17 protein-coding genes are annotated in these 19,187 nt (G+C 66.9%); 5 read left to right on the top strand and 12 right to left on the bottom strand.

All coding sequences use genetic code 11. The annotated features are described in order from the left end of the window. Positions 1 to 13: 13 nt before the first annotated feature. The 3 genes from IHE57_RS12275 to IHE57_RS12265 all read right to left on the bottom strand — a co-directional run bounded on the left by IHE57_RS12275 (position 14) and on the right by IHE57_RS12265 (position 2,675). Entirely contained in the window at positions 14 to 472 is a 459-nt protein-coding gene (locus IHE57_RS12275; RefSeq protein ID WP_209324945.1) for a pyridoxamine 5'-phosphate oxidase family protein, read from the bottom strand. A gap of 106 nt (positions 473 to 578) precedes the next feature. Further along, a complete protein-coding gene (locus IHE57_RS12270; protein ID WP_366933944.1) occupies positions 579 to 1,580 on the bottom strand; it encodes an RluA family pseudouridine synthase in 1,002 nt (333 codons plus the stop codon). A 111-nt stretch (positions 1,581 to 1,691) separates the two neighbouring features. After that, positions 1,692 to 2,675: a hypothetical protein gene (locus IHE57_RS12265; RefSeq protein WP_209373345.1), complete on the bottom strand. Its 984-nt coding sequence runs from the start codon at positions 2,673 to 2,675 to the stop codon at positions 1,692 to 1,694. A gap of 89 nt (positions 2,676 to 2,764) precedes the next feature. Here IHE57_RS12265 and IHE57_RS12260 point away from each other — a divergent pair, with 89 nt between their 5' ends. Further along, entirely contained in the window at positions 2,765 to 5,137 is a 2,373-nt protein-coding gene (locus IHE57_RS12260; protein WP_209373343.1) for a thioredoxin domain-containing protein, read from the top strand. A gap of 48 nt (positions 5,138 to 5,185) precedes the next feature. Here the strand turns inward: IHE57_RS12260 and IHE57_RS12255 are convergent, their stop codons facing one another. The 6 genes from IHE57_RS12255 to IHE57_RS12230 form a co-directional block, all read right to left on the bottom strand. Continuing rightward, on the bottom strand, positions 5,186 to 7,027 hold the full coding sequence (locus IHE57_RS12255; protein WP_209373341.1) for an ABC-ATPase domain-containing protein: 1,842 nt from the start codon (positions 7,025 to 7,027) through the stop codon (positions 5,186 to 5,188). A 38-nt stretch (positions 7,028 to 7,065) separates the two neighbouring features. Beyond that, on the bottom strand, positions 7,066 to 7,344 hold the full coding sequence (locus IHE57_RS12250) for a hypothetical protein (protein ID WP_209373332.1): 279 nt from the start codon (positions 7,342 to 7,344) through the stop codon (positions 7,066 to 7,068). A 5-nt stretch (positions 7,345 to 7,349) separates the two neighbouring features. Continuing rightward, positions 7,350 to 8,882: a molybdopterin-dependent oxidoreductase gene (locus IHE57_RS12245; RefSeq protein ID WP_209373330.1), complete on the bottom strand. Its 1,533-nt coding sequence runs from the start codon at positions 8,880 to 8,882 to the stop codon at positions 7,350 to 7,352. 54 nt (positions 8,883 to 8,936) lie between these two features. After that, entirely contained in the window at positions 8,937 to 9,380 is a 444-nt protein-coding gene (locus tag IHE57_RS12240; RefSeq protein WP_209373328.1) for an RpiB/LacA/LacB family sugar-phosphate isomerase, read from the bottom strand. Between the two features lie 75 nt (positions 9,381 to 9,455). Next, positions 9,456 to 10,268, bottom strand: coding sequence for an amidohydrolase family protein (locus tag IHE57_RS12235; protein ID WP_209373327.1), 813 nt, complete (start codon positions 10,266 to 10,268; stop codon positions 9,456 to 9,458). A gap of 182 nt (positions 10,269 to 10,450) precedes the next feature. Continuing rightward, a complete protein-coding gene (locus tag IHE57_RS12230) occupies positions 10,451 to 11,758 on the bottom strand; it encodes a M18 family aminopeptidase (protein WP_209373325.1) in 1,308 nt (435 codons plus the stop codon). Between the two features lie 150 nt (positions 11,759 to 11,908). Between IHE57_RS12230 and IHE57_RS12225 the strand changes: the two genes are divergently transcribed. Then, positions 11,909 to 13,447: a DUF1684 domain-containing protein gene (locus IHE57_RS12225; RefSeq protein WP_366933943.1), complete on the top strand. Its 1,539-nt coding sequence runs from the start codon at positions 11,909 to 11,911 to the stop codon at positions 13,445 to 13,447. Positions 13,448 to 13,479: 32 nt separating this feature from the next. On the opposite strand, the gene IHE57_RS12220 is transcribed toward IHE57_RS12225, so the two are convergent. After that, positions 13,480 to 13,929 (bottom strand): MarR family winged helix-turn-helix transcriptional regulator, encoded by a 450-nt coding sequence (locus tag IHE57_RS12220; RefSeq protein WP_209373316.1) that lies wholly within the window; start codon positions 13,927 to 13,929, stop codon positions 13,480 to 13,482. Then, the gene (locus tag IHE57_RS12215) at positions 13,926 to 14,819 is read right to left on the bottom strand and encodes an alpha/beta hydrolase family protein (RefSeq protein WP_209373314.1); all 894 of its coding nucleotides are present in this window, start codon (positions 14,817 to 14,819) and stop codon (positions 13,926 to 13,928) included. Before IHE57_RS12215 ends, IHE57_RS12220 begins: the two co-directional genes overlap by 4 nt. A gap of 84 nt (positions 14,820 to 14,903) precedes the next feature. Here IHE57_RS12215 and IHE57_RS12210 point away from each other — a divergent pair, with 84 nt between their 5' ends. Then, entirely contained in the window at positions 14,904 to 15,764 is an 861-nt protein-coding gene (locus IHE57_RS12210; RefSeq protein ID WP_209373312.1) for an enoyl-CoA hydratase-related protein, read from the top strand. 22 nt (positions 15,765 to 15,786) lie between these two features. Here the strand turns inward: IHE57_RS12210 and IHE57_RS12205 are convergent, their stop codons facing one another. Then, a complete protein-coding gene (locus IHE57_RS12205) occupies positions 15,787 to 17,757 on the bottom strand; it encodes a M13 family metallopeptidase (protein ID WP_209373310.1) in 1,971 nt (656 codons plus the stop codon). A 110-nt stretch (positions 17,758 to 17,867) separates the two neighbouring features. Between IHE57_RS12205 and IHE57_RS12200 the strand changes: the two genes are divergently transcribed. After that, positions 17,868 to 18,446, top strand: coding sequence for a low molecular weight protein-tyrosine-phosphatase (locus IHE57_RS12200; protein WP_209324960.1), 579 nt, complete (start codon positions 17,868 to 17,870; stop codon positions 18,444 to 18,446). A 70-nt stretch (positions 18,447 to 18,516) separates the two neighbouring features. Then, on the top strand, positions 18,517 to 19,152 hold the full coding sequence (locus IHE57_RS12195) for a copper resistance CopC family protein (RefSeq protein ID WP_253720221.1): 636 nt from the start codon (positions 18,517 to 18,519) through the stop codon (positions 19,150 to 19,152). Positions 19,153 to 19,187 lie beyond the last annotated feature (35 nt).

The following is a 19,187-nucleotide window of genomic DNA, read 5'->3' as shown; positions in this document are numbered from 1 at the left end:
CGAATCCGAGTCCTCACTCCCGCGGCGCGGGGGACACCTGACTGAACGGCGACTCCCACGTCGAGGGCTCCGTCACCTGGAAACGGCGCCCCGTGACCTCCTCGGCGAGTATGCGGATGAAGTGGTTCTTCGTCCCCGACTGCCAGGGTGCGACATCGACCGAGATCGTCTCCTGCAGGTCCTCGGGTGCGGTGACCTCTTTCGCGGTGCCCTTGACCACGACGCTCCACGCGGTGTCGGTCTCGGCATCGAGGCCGTCGATTTCGAAAGCGACGCGAGGATTCGCGCGGATGGCATCGACCTTCGTGCCGTCGCCGGTGCGGATCATCAGAGCGGAATGCTCGATGGCGTAGTTGATGGGGAAGATCTCAGGGCCCTCTTCGACGAGGACGGCCAGACGTCCGACCGTGGTGCTGCGCAGGTGGTCCCAGCAGTCATCGACGTCGAGGATCTGTGTAAGTTCGGCGCTCATGGTTCTTCCTCCTGTCAGCGACGGCTGGCGGGACGGTTCCCCCACCGTCTGGTTCTACGAATTGTAGAATAATCCTGCGCGAAGCGGAAGAGCCTGTGCCTGTTGTTCAGAGGTCGGAATTCAGCAGAGCTTTCCATCGCCGAGGCATCGGTGCCGTGACTACGAGGTCCGCGCCGTCCGGCTTGGGGATGACCAGCTTGGCGGCATGCAGATAGATCCCGGGACCGCCGAGGCCGGTCACACGACGATTGAAAGCGCGACCCCCGTAGCGGTCGTCACCGGCGATGGGGTGGCCCGCATGGCTGAGATGAACGCGGATCTGATGCTTCCGGCCCGTCACCAGTCGGACGTCGACGACGGTGGCCCGATTCCCGATCCGCCGCTTCACGGAGACACGCGTTTCGGCGCTCTGACCGTCCCCAGCGACGACGACGCCGTCCTCCTCGCGCCGCAGAGGGGCATCCACGATGTCCATGTCCGCCGGCCAGCGCCCGGCGACGACGGCCAGGTAGTGACGTTCGATCTCGTGTTTCCTGTCCCGCAGCAGTCCGTGGAGGTACCGCAGCATCGACGGGGTCTTCGCCAGCGCCAGCACACCGGAGGTGCCTCGGTCGAGGCGATGGCTGAGCTCCAGCTCCGGCAGCTCGGGTCGCAGGTGCTGAAGTGCTTCGATCACGCCGGCCGAGACATCGGTGCCCCTGTGGACTGCCGCGCCGGCCGGCTTGTCGATGATCAAGAGGTCATCGTCTTCGTGGAGGACCGCGCCTCGCAGCTGGTCGAGCAGTGTTGACGGGACCGCAGGCCGGGGAGCTGCTGCGGTATCGACGTGCAGTTCGGGAACATCGATGACATCGCCTTCTTGCAGGCGGTGGTTCTGCTGTGCCTTGCGCCCGTTGACGCGCAGCTTCCCCTGACGCAGGAGCCGGAACAGCAGACCTGCCGGCACCCCTTTGAACTGTGAGCGCAGGAACTTGTCCAGCCGCCGGCCGGCGTGTTCGCCGTCGATCGTGATCGTACGCGCCGGCTTGCGCTGGCCGAGGCTTCGCTGCGGCGATGAACGCTCGTCGGAATGCCGTCGTCCGCCGAGACGAGGACCTGCCTCAGACACACACTCACTCCATCCGGTATTCGCGGTCGCGACCGCACCATTGTCTTCTCGGACGGCATTGTACCGATGGAGCATGCTTCACCGAGGCGGTGCCACCTCGGTGAGGAACGCTCAGTCCTGAACGGCTGGGCTCTTCACACTGCGACTCTTCACGGCGTCGAGTGTGACGATGCCCAGAGCGAAACCGCCGATGGTGAAGGCGCACGCGTGCAGCACCCAGGTCATGAATCCAGTGCCGAGCTCGACTGGGAAGCCTGCCGCGATGGCGGTCGATGTCAGACAGAGATGGAGTCCGCCGGCGAGGGTGAAGAAAGTCAGCACCCGTGCGAGTCGAGGATGAGCACGGTTCCGGCGCTGGCCGACGACCGGTTCAGGGCGGGGCAACGAGCGGGAGACCGCGACGCAGCGGAGCGCGAAGACGGCGGCGACGGTTCCGGCGACCGCGGCGAGGGCATTGATCACATCCCCTGAGGACCAGAGCACCGATAATCCGGGCGCCGACTGGCGGAGGAGCCAGACTCCGACTGTGACGATTGCAGCGGCAAGGAGCGCGAACGCGGACAGCAGCCCGCTGCGACGGACCGCCGATCGCTTGCGCTCGATCTCCGGACCGGCAGCCTCGTCCGTGGCAGGAGAGACTCGTGAGACCGTCGCGGCCAGGACCGCGGCGACGACGAGCGGGTAGAGCAGATCGGCGAGGAAGACGAACAGCGTCAGGGCAGAGAAGAGCGGGAAGCCGACATCTCGAGCCCCGCCGGTGAGAGCGGCGAGAGGAGTCAGTCCCGAGAAGACCGAGTAGCAGATCGTGATGACGATGAAGACGCTGCGGGGAACCGGCCTGAGGCTCCTGCCGACCACGATGGCAGCGGCCCCGGCGAGCAGGAACAGCGCGAGCTGGAGGAGGCTGAGGTCGGTTCCGCCGGCACCGTCGACCGGGACCGAGAAGGCGGTCAGCTTCGCACCGATCCACGCCGGAATGAAGACGACGAAGGCAAGGAGAGTGATGGACAGACCGGTATCGTCCAAGGCGGCAGGGGCAGTCCGGGGAGTCTCGCCGTGTGCGGCTCCCGCGGTGTCGTTCGGGGTCGCGCTCATGGCCTCATCATCGCATAGAACCAGGCGCCTTGTGTTTGAGAGTTCCGCGGCCCCTCGCCACAGCGGTCCCGAAGTGAGACGCTGGGTCCATGCCGAATGAACTCGCCACTTCGACCAGCCCCTACCTCCGCGCGCATGCCGACAATCCCGTGGACTGGCGGATGTGGACGCAGGACGCCCTCGCCGAGGCGGCCCGCCGAGACGTGCCCCTCCTCATCTCCATCGGCTATTCCACCTGCCACTGGTGCCACGTCATGGCGCACGAATCCTTCGAGGACGAAGCTGTGGCCGCGGTGATGAACGAACGGTTCGTCCCGATCAAGATCGACCGTGAAGAGCTGCCCGACATCGACGCCTACTACATGAACGCGCTGCAGGCGATGACCGGCCAGGGCGGATGGCCGATGACGATCTTCGCGACCCCGAAGGGCAGCCCTTTCTACGCGGGAACGTACTTCCCGCCTGGCCAGCGCGGCAACCTGCCCGCCTTCACCCAGGTGCTCACGGCCGTGTCCCAGACGTGGACCGATCGCCGCGACGAGGTGGACCAGATGACGCGGCGCATGGACCGCGGGCTGGCCGAGATGGCCGACGCGATCAGTGGTGCGCTCCCCGCCGAGGCGGCCGCAGAGTCCCTGAACACCGAGGAACTCGATTCCGCCGCCGCTGCGCTGCTCGACTCCTATGATCCCGCCTGGGGCGGATTCGGCACAGCGCCGAAGTTCCCGCCGATGATGAACGTCCTGCAACTCTTGGCGGCGTTCGTGCGCTTGGGCGGGACCGCCTCGGCCGGCGTTGGCACCGCCGGGGTCACTACGGCGGACGATGACCAGCGCGGGACCACCTCGGCGGATGGGGGCGAGACCGACGATCACCCGGTGTCGCGGGCACGGGCCGAGGGGCGACTCGGCTGGCTCGGTGCCGATGGTCATCTCAGCGGTGAACTCGTCCTCGACTATCTCATCGCCGTCCGGGGGACTCTCGCCCGGATCGCCAGCGGCGGCATGCGTGACCAGGTGCGCGGCGGGATCGCCCGCTACAGCGTCGACCGGCAGTGGTTCGTGCCGCACTTCGAGAAGATGCTCTACGACAATGCGCTCTACCTGCGGGCCGTGGTGGCCTGGGCCAAGGTCGAACGCGCGCTCGACCCGGATTCGAAATGGCTGGCACTGGCCGAACGCGAGATCACAGACACCGCGGACTTCCTGGTCAGCGACCTGTCGACCGACGACGGCCTCATAGCCGCGCTCGATGCGGACTCGCTCAACTCGGCAGGTGTCTCCGAAGAGGGAGCCGCCTACGTCTTCACTCCCGAAGAGTTCGCCGAGGCGGGTGGTGCCGGAGTGCTCGGACTCGTCGATTCCCCTGCCGGAGGGGAGCTGTCCGGACAGGTGGTCGCGGCCGTGCGCATCATCGACTGGCTCGGCATGGAAGACGTGCCCTTCGACGACGAGCATCCCGCTCCATGGAACATCGACGCCACACGCAGCCAACGCGAGACGCTGGCGAACATCCGTGCGCGGCGTTCGCCGCCGGCCCGCGACGAGAAGATCATCACCGAATGGAATTCCCTGGGCATCACAGCCCTCGCCGAGGCGGCCCTGTACTCAGGTGCGGGTGCCGGTGATGCCGGCAGCGAGGCCTCCGGAGACGCCGAGGCGCGGGGTTCCGGCGGAGCCGAGGAATGGGGAAAGGCCGCCCTGCACTTCTGGTCGGCTATGCACGCTCGTTTCGGCGGTTCGGACGAGACAGCTGAGCCATCCGAATTCGACGTGCGCCGCAGCTACACCGACGGCGTGGCCGGTCCCGGACACGGCGGACTCGCCGACTGGGCCCAGTTCATCACCGCCGGGATCACGGTCGGGCAGCTGCCAGGTGGGGCCGCCTCGGCGCCGGTGGATCTCCTGGCCGGGGCGGGCGCGCGGATGCTCGATCTGTTCACATCCGATGGCGAGGACGGAATCCTCGAAGTGGTCGATTCGCTCGGCGACGGGATCCTCGAGGTGAAGTCCTCGGATCCGGTGGACAACACCGTGCCGTCCGGGCGGTCAGCCGCCGCCGAGGCCGTGCTGCTGCTCGCGGAACTCGGCGTCGAGGCGTCCGAGCGTGCTGCCGGCAGTCAGGCCGCCTCGTTGGACACCGGTCGGCTGCTCGACGTCCGTGATCGGCTGCTCGGCGTGTACCGGGCGCTCGCCGGACAGGCCCCGAGAGGGTGCGGTCACGCCCTCTGGCAGGCCGAACGCGCCCTCGGCCCTGTACGGGTCGCGACCAGCGAGAACGACCTGCGGAATGCCGCCGTCCGGCATCCGTCTCTCACTCTGCTCACGGAATCGACCGGGGTGCCGGGCGCGGACGGCGACGAAGTCGACGTTCCAACAGGCACGGCGATCGTGTGCCGGGGAACGCAGTGCTCCCTGCCGGTGACGACGACCGCCGACCTCACGGCGCTGTTGGACGGGTAGGAGTGCGCCGGGCAGATAGGCAGGCGCCGACGGACACCCGGGCTCCGCTCAGTGCGCCAGCCGCAGCTCACGGAAACGGTTGAGCGCCGCGGCGATCTCCTGTGTGCGGGGTCGGGTGAGGTGGCCCGGATGGTCGCGGTGCCCGGTGATCCCGTCGAGTCCCTGCGCCTCGAGCATGCCGTCGATCTCGGCCAGCGCCTCGGTCAGGGAAGTGCGGCCGTCGAAGATCTCCGCGAGGTACTCGAGCGCTTCTGCCACGCCGGCGGTCTGCTGTGCGTCGACGAGCTGAGCCACGGCGACGAGATCGATGAAGCTCCGGCCGAACTGGATCCGATCTGTGCCCTTGGCCCGGGCGGACTTCGTCTTCGACGCCGGCCGCAGAGCCTTCGCTGTGGGCACGCGCCGCACCGCACCGAACGCGGGGGAGTCGCCGCCCGGTTCGCCGGGCCCGGTGCCGTCAGAGCCGGTGTCGTCAGAGTCGGTGCCGTCGGCGTGGTCCTGATGCGCATCGAGGTTCCCGCCAGAGACGCCGACCAGCTCATGCGCCCGCTCGGTGACGACGCTGGGCACATAGGCGTCGAGGGCGATGACGTGATCGGCGACCTCGAAGAACGCGCTCGACCCGCCGGCGACGAGGACCGTGGACACGCCGCCGCGAGTGAGCAGCGGACGCACCCGATCGACGAACGGGGTGATCGGCTCCTGCTCGGCGGGGATGAGCGCGCGCATGCGTTCGTCGCGGATCATGAAGTTCGTCGCCGAGGTGTCCTCGTCGATGAGCAGGGTGCGGGCTCCGGCCTCGACGGCTTCGACGAGGTTGGCCGCCTGCGAGGTCGAGCCGCTCGCGTTCGTCGTGGAGAAGGCCCTCGTGTCAGTGCCCGATGGCAGATTGTTGATGAACGCCGAGATGTCGTCGCCGGTCACGGCGCGACCGTCCTCGGCACGGATGGAAGCGGCGCTCGGGTCGCTGATGACCCATTCGCGTCCGTCACCTGCGATATGCGGGTAGACACCGCGTTCGAGGGCGCGCAGGATCGTCGACTTGCCGTGGTAGCCGCCGCCGACGATGACAGTGACACCGCGGGGGATGCCCATGCCCGTGAGGCTGCGCCCGCTCGAGAGATTCACCGTGTGTTCGAGCTCGGGAGGGGAGGTGAAGCCGACCGCAGCCGCGGCATCCATCGGCCGGTCCGAGTCTCCGGCCTGACGCGGCAGGATCGCGCCGTTGCCGATGAAGCCGATGAGACCGGCCTCGCCGAGGTGGTCCCGCAGCTCCAGCTGATCCCGGTGCAGCTGCACATGGGCGGCCAGGTCCAACGCGGACGGGCCGGATTGCGCATGGACGTCGGTGGCGTGGTGCGCATCGGCGGCGTGGTGCGCATCGGCGGATGCGAGCGAGTCCGCGTCGCTCCAGCTGTGGAAGAGGAACAGCGTCTGCGCGAACTCCGGCAGATCACGGGTGAGGATGTCGGCGGCCTGATGGCCGAGGATGCTCCGACCGCGGGCGGGAAGATTGACGAGCAGCCGTGCTTCGAAGCCCGCATCGTCGATGAGGATGTTCGTCCTCTCGAGGATCTCCTGGCCGGGACGGCCGAGGATGATCGCACGCTGCCCGATTCCCGACAGCACCGCATTGTCTGCGCGCTGCAGGTAGTCGGATGCGGCGATGCGGTCGGCACGATCGGTGGTGAGTTCCGGCGGGAACTTCGCCTCGTCGCGATCGACTCGGACCCGCACCTTCGAGGGGGAGGCGAAGGGGTCGGCCTGGACCCGGTCGATGAAGAGGGTCACCGGTCCGAAGGTGTAGCGACCGCGGATCTGTTTGAGATTGCCGTAGCTGCGGCCGTCGAGGCTGCGCAATGTGGAAGCGAGATCTGTTCTGGAGCTCATTGGGGCATGCTACTCGATCGGGAAGCGGTGAAAGGACCTCAGTTGGCGCCGTTCGGTTCTGTCCCCGAACCGGGTTCCGAGATGACCCGATACCTTCCGGCTCGGGCCAAAGCCGAGTCGATGGTCTCGCGGCGGGGTTCGCAGCCGACCTTGTGCTTGATCCACAGTCGGGTCAGTTCGTTGGGCACGATCTCGAATGTGGCCTGCCCCAGACCGTTGGCGGCGAAGACGTCGTAGAGGGACTGAAGCGCCTTCTTCGTATCCCGGTCAGTGGTGACTCCCTCGACGAGGAAGCACGACGAAGAGATTGGTGCCACGGAGCTCAGATCCTTCCGTTGAATGCCTGCAAAGCGGAGTCCTCTCGAGTGCCTCCGCGGCCATCGCCGTAGTCAGCATAGTCGTGGATCCACATGATCCGCGAAACCCATTTCACGTGTTTGTAGCCGTGGTTGGATTCGACGCGCAGGCGTGCGGGTGCGCCGAGGTGGTCCTCGAGCGGATGGCCGTTGCGTTCATAGGCCATGATCGTCTCCTCCTCCGCAGTCGAGTCGAGATCGATGGCCGCGTAGAACGGTTCGCGGGGGCGATTGTCGTACATCTTCTGCGCCAGCCCATAGGACTCCACCAACAGGTATCGGGCGCCGTCAGGGCGGGGTCCGAGGAGATCCATCAGGTCGATCAGTCGGGCTCCGGTCCAGCGGGAGGTCGCCGACCACCCCTGCATGCACGTGTGCGTGGCGACGTAGGAATGCTTCGGCAGTGACTTGAGATCGCCGATGGTCACGGTCTTCTCGACGTCGTTGATGTCGTCGCGCAGGGTGATGGTCAGCCCCTCCCAACCGTTCTCGCGCGCTTCGGTCCACGGCTTCGACTCCTCAGCCGTCGGCGGCAGGCCGTTGGTCCAATGGAATTCGGAGATGTCCTTGTCGGTCAGTGCCCTCTTCTTGTTCCCGATGGGACGCAGCCGGTTGAGGAAGATTGCGCGTCCGATCTCGGTGAAGCGCTCGGTGACGCGCTGAGCACGAGCCCGATCGGCCAAACTCCAGTACGAGAGCGCGATCCAGAACACGACCACCGCCACGATCGTCGCGATCATGATGACCACTGCCTGCGCCGCGCGTGCGGCAGTGACCTCGCCGCCGCCGAAGACCATGTTGACGACGTTGTGGTCGCGGTGCACGAGGAAGACCAGGGTCACGTGCATGACGATGAATCCGGAGAAGACGACCAGTCCGATGAAGTGCAGGGAACGAGCGCCCTGATGGCCGCCGAAGGCTTTGACGAACCAGGGGAAGCGGGAGCGAACGGCCGGTGACATCGCGATGCCGCTGAGCATCATGAATGGGGCGAGGATGAAGATGACGAAGGTGTAGCCGAGCATCTGAAGTGAGTCGTAGGGCGAGAAGTGGCTGATGTCCGGCACGTCGAAGCTCAGGTAGATCAGCAGCGAGTCCCAGGCCTCACCGAAGACGTCCCACGAGGTCGGAATGATCCGCCGCCAGAGCCCGGTGGCGAAGAGCAGTACGGCATACACGACGCCGTTGAGCACCCAGAGCATGACGGATGCGCCGTGCCAGTGCCGTCCCAGGCCGATGTTCTCCCTCCCTGGCAGCGCGAGGGTCGGGTGGACCGATCTCTCGTCCATGAGAGAGGTGTAGACGCCCTCTTCGGCCGGCAGCTTCCGGCGAGTGAACTTCAGCCACTCCCTGCCCGGGGCACAGTCATTGCGCCACCAGAGACGCGGCAGGGACGCGAGCATCTCGATGCCGGATCGGATGAGCATGCCGATGAGGATGAAATTGATCAGGTGCTGAGCACGCAGCCACAGCGGGAAATCACTTCCGACGGCTTCCATTGCCTCTCCTTGCGGGCTTGAGCGGCGGCCGGCGCTCGAACGCCGACCGATATGTCAGTCGTGGGACTCGAACGCGGCGATTTCGTCGACCTTCGGCCCGTAGGATCCGGTGGGATCATGTCTGAGGTCCAACCACAGGTCGATGAGCATTCGTGCGTACGGAGCGGCGATGACGTTCTGCCCCATGCACAGTATCTGTGCGTCGTAGTTCTCGACCGCCCCGCGAACCGTCACCAGATCATGCGCCGTGGCGGCGCGAACTCCCCTGACCTTGTTGGCAGAGATTGCGGTGCCCACACCCGTGCCGCAGATGAGGACCGCCCGATCGACTTCACCGGCGGAGACCTTCTGCGCGGCGAGGAACGACACCGCCGGGTAGGTGATCTCGGGTTCGGACAGATCGAGGACGGCATCGACCCGGTCATCATCGACGAGGAAGCTCCTGATCTCGTCCTTGAGGATCTCCCCGTTGCCCGGGGCGCCGATCGCGATATGCATCTCTGTCCTCCGCCTGCTCACTACTTCGTAAGTTTCTACAGACTGTAGTAAAAAGCGTCTTGATAGTAAACAGTGCTATGTGGCTGAGTCCGCTCCTCCTGCGGATGTGGCGGGCTCGATCCGATAGAACTTCGCCGCGTTCGTCCAGAACACCGCATTCGCCTCGGCGGGGGTGAGCACCTGGCGGATGAGTGCGAAGTCGGCATCGGCGAACGGCCTGCGCGCCCTCGTCGACGGCAGATCCGTGCCCACCATCAGTGCGGTCGGGTCGGTGTCGACGATGCGGCGCACCGCCTCGGCGGGGTCGAACTCCACCCGGCCGAAACCGGTCGCCTTGACCTTCACCCCTCGTTCGACCATGCGCAGCAGGATGGGCAGACCGTCCTCGTGCATGCCGAGGTGGTCGATGCTCGCAGCCGGCAGCGCGGCGATCCGATCAGCGAGCTCGTCATCGATGGTGCGGGCGTCGATGTAGAGCTCGGTGTGCCACCCTGCAAGGTCATGGACCCGGCGGGCGAAACCGTCGAGAGCATCGAGCGTGGACGAACCGCCGCGGGCGATGTTGAAGCGCAGCGCCGTCACTCCCGCCTCGTCGAGCTCTCGGATCTCGTCATCGGTTGCCCCGTCGGGCAGCTGGGTGACGCCGACATAGTTCGGACCGAGTTCGTCCAGCGCGGCGATGAGATACCCCTGGTCGAAGCCCTGGAAGGATCCCGAGACGACGGCGCCGCCTGCGATCTCGACACCGACCTCAGGCAGACTGCGCAGCCGGGCACGGTAGTCGGCGACGGTGAACGGCTCGGGCAGAAAACCGTTGTTCTCGATCAGCGGATGGCCCGGATCGATGATGTGCAGGTGCGCGTCGAAGGCACGCTGGAGTTCACTCATGGAACACAACCTCATCGTCGGACGCGCTCGGGGCCGCTCGAGGTCGCTCGTTCAAGGCGCCAAGCGGATGTCGAATGGTGCACGGTTCTGGCGAGAGCTCGGTCCACGACGGAGGGAGCGGTGCGGAACCAGAGATTTCTGTCGTAGACCGAGCACTCGCGGCGGCTGTTGCTCGAGCGATCTCAAACGCCCTGGAGGAACGCCGTCGCGACAGCACCGAGGTCGACGATGTCGGAGACCGCTGCCATCTCGCGGGCCGAGTGCATCGAGTACAGAGCCGGACCCACATCGACGGTGGTCATGCCCAGCCGTGTGGCGGTCAGCGGGCCGATCGTCGACCCACAGGGCATGGCGTTGTTCGACACGAAATCCTGATACTCGACCCCGGCCGCCGCACATGCCCGCGCCCAGACTGCCGTGCCCACAGCATCGGTGGCGTAACGCTGCTGGGCGTTGAGCTTGAGCAGCGGACCGCCGCCGAGGCGGGGGCGGACATGCGGATCATGCCGTTCGGGATAGTTCGGATGCGCGGCATGCCCGGCGTCCGAGGACACGCAGATCGAAGACGCGAGCGCGGTCAGGTAGTCGCTGCGCGTCGAGTTCGGCAGCAGAGACGCGATGATGCGCTCGGTGACATCGGCCAGGAACGGTCCGCAGGCCCCGGACCTCGAGTTCGAGCCGATCTCCTCATGGTCGAAGGCCGCGAAGAGCGCGATGGCCTCGAGGTTGTCGGCATCGAGATGCGTCAGCGCGGTGACGCCGGCGTGGACGGACAGGAGATTGTCCAGTCGCGGCGAGGCGAAGAACTCCTCGGCGGCGCCGAAGCGGGCGGGCTCCTGGGCCGCGATGGTGTAGACGTCATGGCCGACGACGGTCTCGGGGTCGACCTCGGCCGACGCGGCGAGCAGCTCGATGAGATCCGCCTCGGCGAGGTCGGCCAGCCCGATCACCGGCGCGGTGTGACGCTGCTTGTCCAGGGTCAGGCCCTCATTCACCTGACGGTCGAGGTGGATCGCCAGCTGCGGTATGCGGGCGATCGGCCCGGTGCGGGCCAGCACGACCGTGCCGTCGGCGAGGCTGAGGCGACCGGCGAAGGCGAGCTCGCGGTCGAGCCAGGAGTTCAGCAGCGGACCGCCGTAGATCTCGACGCCGACCTGACGCGTGCCTTCGGCGGTGTACTCCTCACCGGGCTTGAGCTTGAATGCGGGGGAATCCGTATGGGAGCCGAAGACCCGGAACCCGGGCACAGCCTCGGCGGGTGCCGTGGGATTGATCCACGCGATGAGCGCGCCGTCGCGGGCGACGAAGTGACCGCTCCCCGGCGACAGCGCCCACGCAGTCGATTCGTCGAGGCGGGAGAATCCGGCCGCCTCCAGGCGTTCGACCGCGGCGGCCACGGCGTGATAGGAGCTGGGGGAGGCGTTGACGAAGTCACTGAGGTCGGCCGCAGTCTCGGCGGCCACGTCCTGTCTCGGGTGCGATTCACTCATTTCTTCAGCCTATCGTTTGCGGTAGTTTGGATGGCAGAGGGTTTGGTTCCAAGCAGCGGCCTGGCACCGGATTCGGTGGCAGACGCGGATGACAGGAGCCCGGTGACCGCGACCCGGTGACCGCAACAGCGACAGCAAGGAGTGTTCGACGTGAACCAGTTCGTGACTGAGTGGAACACCTGGCGCGATTCACGGAACTCGGCACTGGCGAAACCCTTCGGCTGGCTCAGCGTCGTCGGCCTCCACTGGCTCGACGAAGAGACGACTTGGCCCGATGCGCCCGGCACTTTCACCGTCGCGGACGGCTGGGTCACCGTCGCACTCGAGTCCGGAATCAAGGCCGGGCCCGCGGCCGAGACCTTCGACCTCATGAGCACCTCCCAGACCGCTGCGACCCAGGGCTCGTCGGGCGTGACGAGGGCGACCAGCCCCTCGGTGCCCAGCGACACCTCGACCCTGCCGACCGTCAGCGAACAGGCCGCCACCGAGGAGACCGAACCCGCCCGGCCGCAGGTGCGCGTCGAAGACAACGGCTTCAGCGCACGCCTGCCCGAAGGAGGATCACTGAGCTGGTTCACCGTCGGCGGTGTGCTCTACGAACTCATCGACCGCGGCGGCCGCCTCGGCGTGCGCGTCCGTGACTCGAAATCGCCCCTTCTGGGCAAGTTCTTCGAGGTCCCGGCCTTCGACCCGGACCCGGACTTCGTCTTCCTCGGCCGGTTCACACGGTTCGACCCCTTCAGGACGTTCACGATCGAGACCGCCCAAGAGGATCTGCAGCTGCAGACCCAGGCGGCCGGGGTCGTCACCTTCGAGACGAAGCAGGGCGAGGTCAGCCTGCTCGCCACCGGGTGCCCGAAGACCGGGCTCCAGCTCGACTTCCACGATGCGACGAACGGGAAGACCACTCCTGCGTGGCGGACGCTCGACCTCGGCGTGCCGAACCAGGACGGCTCGCTCGTCATCGACTTCAACCGCGCCGTGAACTACCCCTTCGCGTTCACTTCGTTCGCCACCTGTCCCGCCCCGATCGAGGGCAATGACGTGCCCTTCGACGTCACCGCCGGCGAGCGTCGACCTCCGTTCTTCTACTCGGAGGCCGGGATCAACGTTCCGTTCCTGTTCTACGTCTGGTGGGACGAGGAGAGCGCCGAGGTGACCCGTCCGTGGTATTCGCGGTTCGGCCTCGACATCACCATCCTCAATCCGAACCATGACGACGAGCGGGTCTCCCTGACCGGTTTCGATGGTGTCGCGATGTCCGGCGGGGACGTCGGCCCGCTCGGACGCAAGGCGAGGTCGCGTCTCATCGACGTCGCCACCGAGGCGCTGACTTCGCGGATCCCGGTGATCGGCATCGGCGCCTACACCGAGTTCGTCATCCGAGCCCAGCGGGAGCTGCGCCAGCAGCAGGGCTACCGCGACGATATCGAATCCGAGTACCAGCCTTCCGAGGGGCGCCTGCTCATCGTGATGAACAACGAACTCGATCCGCAGCAGGCGGGGTTCGACATAGTGCACACCGATGCTAGCGGTCTCATCTACGTGGAGATGCCCTTCGACATCCCGCTCGAGTCCGATTTCACCGAGGTCGAGGACTTCGAAGCGGCGATGGAGGCAGACCGTCCGATCACGAGCTGGCAGGAATTCGACTACCGTATGGTCGCGCTCATCCGCCAACACCGCTGAGCGGGCGGGAGCCCGGGCCCTCGGGCCTCAGGTCACGTCCCGTCGGGGCCCTGCGAGGTGCGGAGGATGCCGCCGGCCTGAGTGAGCCAGCGAGCGACAGTGGCGAGCTCTTCGTCGTCGAAGCCCTCGTTGAGAGCAGCATTGAGGTCGTCGAGTGCCGTTCTGGCTTCTGCGGCGACGTCGCTCCCTCGATCCGTGAGCGAGACTCGGGTGACGCGCTGATCCGACTCATCGGGCGTGCGAGCCACCAACCCGGCCGTCTCCATCCTCGCCAGCAGTCCGCTCGCCCCTGCCGGAGACGCGTGCAGGGCGGAGGTCAGTTCGCTCATCGTCGCCGCCGGATTCCGCCGCAGGTACATGAGGACCCCGCCCTTCGCAGCGGTCATGCCGGACGCGCTGCCGCGAGCCTCGATCCACCGTCGCACGGTGCGTTCGGCATTGCTGAGGAGGAAGATCAGCCGCGGGGGTTGTGAGCGGCTCATGATGCCGGTTCGATTCGCCGCCGCAGCCACTCGCTCACCTGCGGCCAGAGGCGATCGCGGTTCGCGCGGCGGAAGAACCCCATATGGCCGATCTTCTCCACGCCCACGGATGCGGGGTCGATGGTGCGCCGTTCGACCTCGGCACCGGCCATGTGCCCGGTGATGGCATCGATCTGTTCGGCCGTCGCCCACAGGTCATCGCTGAATCCGATCGCCAGAACATCCGTCCGCACACCCGCGGCCCGCGCCTCGGCATCCATCGTCGGGTCGTCGAAGAAGTAGCGGGGCAGCCTCGACCATCTGCTCCACTCGAGCATCGCCGCCCCGGGCATGTCCTCACCGAGGCCGATGCGCCGGCCGGGCACGTACCCGAGGAGCCGGGCCGTGACCGGTCCGAGCACGCGCAGCACGAACGCGACCCGCAGGCGTTCAGCACGTGTGGGAATCGCACGGGTGACACCGGCATGCGAGGCGATCGTGACGAATCCCCGCAGCTCGGACGAGCCGTGGCCGAGGGCCAGGGCATGGCCGCCGATGCTGTGGCCGACCGCCAGCTGGGGCGCATTCGGGAACCGGTCCTGGGTCCATTGTGCGACGGCCGGGACGTCGACGCTCATCCAGTCGCGCATCCGGATGCCGCGGTTCTCCCGCGGCACACCCGACGTTCCGGTTCCGCGATAGTCGTAGGTGACGACGGCGAAGCCCTCGCCGGCGAGGAACTCGGCGAATCCTCGGTAGAGGCGCTCGGGCACGGCGGTGGCCGGGTGCAGGACGACGGCCGCCGCGACGGTCTGAGCATCCGCAGGCTCCAGCACGTGCCCGCGGATGGTCCCCGCCGAGGTGGGGATGGACACGCTCTCCGACGTGATCTCATTGAGAATATTTCGCATGCGAAGTAATGTACCTCACATGCCCGCCGCATGGAACCCCCAAGCTCGGGCGGAGGCAGACATTTCGCGAAGGAGACGCAACCCATGGCCCAGGACATCGTCATCGCCGAGCACGAGGGCGTGCTCACCATCAGGCTCACCCGCTTGGCGAAGAAGAACGCGCTGACCAACGGCATGTACGACGAGCTGGCAGATGCTCTCGAGCGCGCGGAGACGGACAGGGCGATCCGGGCTGTGGTCCTGCGCTCCGAGGGCGACACCTTCACCGCCGGCAACGACCTCGCGGACTTCGCCGAGCAGTCCGCCGGTCGGGGAGTCGCTGCATCCGAGGAGCCGGCCGGTCAGGGGTCCGAGGAGCCGGCCGGTCAGGGGTCCGAGGAGGCGGCCGGTCAGAGATCCGAAGCATCCGAGGAGAAGCCGGTCCAGCGCTATATCCGCGCGCTCGTCGACTCCTCGACGCCGATCGTGGCGGCGGTGCAGGGCAAGGCGGTGGGCATCGGGACGACGATGCTGCTGCACTGCGACTACGTCCTCGTGACCGACGACGCTCAGCTCAGCACCCCGTTCGTCAACCTCGCCCTCGTGCCCGAAGCGGCCTCGAGCAGGCTGCTGACCCAGCGCATCGGGCACGTGCGCGCGTTCGGGATGTTCGCCCTCGGCGAGGCCCTCGACGCGCAGTCGGCGGTCGCCGACGGCGTCGCGAACGCGATCGTGCCCGCGGACGAACTCCATGCGCGGGCGCATGAGATCGCCGTGAGACTGGCGGCTCAGCCGGCGGGATCGCTGACGGCGACCAAGCGGCTGATGCGCGATGTGGGCCCGACGCTCGAGCAGATCGACGCCGAATCCGCCCTCTTCCTCGAGCGCCTCGGCAGTGCGGAGGCGCTCGAGGCCTTCACCGCCTTCCGCGAGAAGCGCCGCCCCGACTTCGCGCAGTTCTCCTGAGCCCGAACTCGACCGGCCCGACCTACCAGATGGTCACGCGCTCGGCCGGGGCGAGGTACATGCCGTCGGACTCGCTCACGCCGTAGGTGTCGTGGAAGGCGGTCATGTTCTTCACGACCTGGTTGCAGCGGAACTCCTCGGGCGAGTGCGGGTCGATCGACAGTCGACGCACGCGCTCCTCGGTGCGCATCTTCGACCGCCAGGCCTTCGCCCACGCGGAGAAGAACGACTTCGCCTGCTCCGTCGATGGTGCCACCGGCTGGCCGGGGGTGCCGGCACTTTCGCCGAGTTCGAGCTCGAGCGCCTTCCACCCGATCGACAGGCCGCCGAGGTCGCCGATGTTCTCACCGACGGTCAGCGCCCCGTTGACATGCTGGGACTCGTCGAGCCCGGCCGGAACCAGCTCTTCGTACTGGGCGATGAGCGCGTTCGTGCGCTCCTCGAACAGCTTCCGGTCCGATTCGGTCCACCAGTCGACGAGGTTGCCGTCCCCGTCGTAGCGTGATCCCTGATCGTCGAAGCCGTGTCCGATCTCGTGGCCGATGACCGCGCCGATGGCACCGAAGTTCGCCGCCACGTCACCCTCGGCGTCGAAGAACGGCGGCTGCAGGATCGCGGCGGGGAAGACGATCTCGTTCATCACCGGGTGGAAGTAGGCGTTGACCGTCTGCGGGGTCATCAGCCACTCGGTCCGGTCGATCGGCCCGCCGATGCGCTTGACCTGCCGCACATGCTCGGCCTGGGAGCAGCGGCGCACATTGCCGACGAGATCAGTCGCATCGATGACGGCCGGGTACTCGCGCCACACCTCGGGATATCCGACCTTCGGGCTGAACTTCGAGAGCTTGACAAGGGCGCGCTCCTTGGTCTCCTCGCTCATCCAGTCGAGTTCGCGGATCGACTTGTCATAGGCCTTGATGAGCATGGCCACGAGATGGTCGATGGCGTCCTTGGCCGTCGGCGGGAACTCGGCTGAGACGTAGAGCTTGCCCACGGCTTCACCGAGGCAGCCCTCGACGAGTCCGACCCCGCGCTTCCAGCGCTCCCGCAGGGCCGGCGTGCCCGAGAGAGTGCGGGAGTTGAAGTCGAAGTTCTCCTCGACGAGCTCATCGGTCAGCAGCGCCGCGGTGTCGGAGACGACGACGAAGCGCAGCCAGGTCTTGATGGTCTCGATGTCGGTCTCGGCCCACACCTTCGCCATGCCGGTGACGAACGAGGGCTGGGAGACCACGAGGTACTTGAGGTCGGCCGCTTCGGCGGTGAGGATGCCCAGGTAGGAATCGAAGTCGAACTCGGGGCCGAGGTCGCGCAGCTCGGCGATCGAATACTTGTTGTAGGTCTTCTCCGCATCCCGGCAGGCGACCCGGTCCCAGTGGTGGCGGGCGAGTGCGGTCTCGAACGCCATCACCTTGGCTGCCACCTCGGTATCAGTGATCCCGGACTTCTCACCGAGGCCGGCCAGGGCGGCGATCCTCTGCACATGGGCGAGGAACTTCGCCCGCACCTCGGCGTGGTCGTCGTTGAAGTAGTAGTCCTCGTCGGGCAGGGAGATGCCGGCCTGGACGAGGTAGAGGGCGTAGACGTCGGAGTCCTTCGCATCGGCGGTGACGTAGCCGCCGAGCACCCCGCCGATGCCCTCGATCTCGAGGCGGGCGAGCAGCGCGGCGAGCTCGGACTTGTCCTCGGCGGCGTCGATGGCCGCGAAGGTCGAGTCGAGCGGGGTGACGCCGAGTGAGTTGATGCGCTCGACGTCCATGAACGAGGTGAACAGGTCGGCGACCTTCTGCCCTTCGCTGCCGGGTTCCTGCGGGGTTTCCGACACGGAGGTGATGATGTCGCGGACCTTGGTCTCGGCGGTGTCGAAGAGCTCGCGCATGGCACCGTCGCCGGCCCGGTCCTCGGGGATGGTGAATGAGTCGATCCACTCGCCGTTGATGTGGCGGTAGAGGTCGTCCTGAGGCCTGATCGACGGGCGTGAAGTTTCAGAAGTCATGGTCCAACAGTATCGTGATCAGTGCCCGGGTCGATGGCCGTCGACGTCCGAGAAGTGCCGCCGCGGCCGCGTGTCGGTCGCAGCCGCGGTCGCGTGTTGAGGAGGAACGAATGAGTATGGCATCCGTCGTGTTCGTGTGCACCGGCAACATCTGCCGATCCGTCACCGCCGAACGCGTGCTCGAGCATCATCTGCAGATCAACGGCGCCGAGGCTCTCGTCGACTCCGCCGGTATCAGCGACGAGGAGGCCGGCAACCCCATCGACCCACGACAGGCGCGTGTGCTCGCCGCCGCCGGCTACCGCACCGATGATCACATCGCGCGGCAGATCACGCCCGAATGGCTGGCCGAACGCGACCTGGCCGTGGCGATGACCGCCCGCCACTATCGAGTGCTGCAGAGGCTGATCGCCGACCTCCCCGCCGAGGCGGCTCCCGAGCTGCGGATGCTGCGCGAATTCGACCCGCGGGTGAGCGGGGCGGGCAAGGGTGCGGCAGGCGATGTGAGCGCGGATGCCACGGCCGGCGCAGGGGCCGCCTCGGCGTGGGACGACGATGCCCCGGCCCCCGATGCGCCGGACCCCTGGTACGGCGAATTGAAGGATTTCGAAGAAACTCTTGAGACAATAGAGGTATCCGTGCCGGGAATCACCGATCACCTGCATGCGCTGGCGGCGAAGTCTCAGTGATACTGGTAGGCAGAAGCTTGTCGGCACGACTCCACCGATATCGCAGGTACGCCTTGAAGGAGAATCTCTCATGACTCGACTCATGACTCGAACGAACTGGTCCGCTCTCAGGCTGGGCTTCGCCGCCCTGCTGGTCGCCGCGATGAGCGTGTTCGCGTTCGCCCCGGCCGCCAGTGCGCACGACCAGCTCGTCTCGTCGAATCCCGAGGACGGCGCCGAACTCGACCAGCAGCCGAAATGGCTCGAGATGAACTTCTCCGGCGATATCCAGGAAGTCGGCTCCGAGGTCACCGTCGTCGTCGACGGCAAGGACGTTTCCGCAGGTGAGTTGACCGTCGAGGGCAAGAAGCTGAGCGTGGCGCTGCCCGATGACCTCAAGCCCGGCGACTACAAGGTGACCTGGCGGGTGGTGTCCCAGGACGGCCACCCGATCTCCGGCGACTACTCCTTCACCATCAAGGACTCCGAGGGCGCCGGCGGCTCCGTCGAGGAGTCGACGAAGGCCGGACTCGGCGGCGGCGTCGTCGACGAGCCGGGCAAGGACACCGAGGACCGCGGCGAGATCGGCGAGACCGCCGGCAGCGATTCGGGAATGTCGACCCCGATGATCGTGCTGCTCTCCGTCGGCGGCGTCGCCATCATCGTCATCGTCGTCCTGCTCATGCGCCGCAAGTCCCAGGGCCTGCCCGGCACCAAGGACGACTGAGCCTCAGACATACGCAATCAGGGCCCCGGAAGTGA

The sequence above is a fragment of the Brevibacterium renqingii genome (assembly GCF_017808105.1).
In the GTDB taxonomy this organism is placed as follows: Bacteria; Actinomycetota; Actinomycetes; order Actinomycetales; family Brevibacteriaceae; genus Brevibacterium; species Brevibacterium renqingii.
Note: the sequence above shows the minus strand (reverse complement) of the source record. Positions and strands in the feature narration are given on the sequence as shown.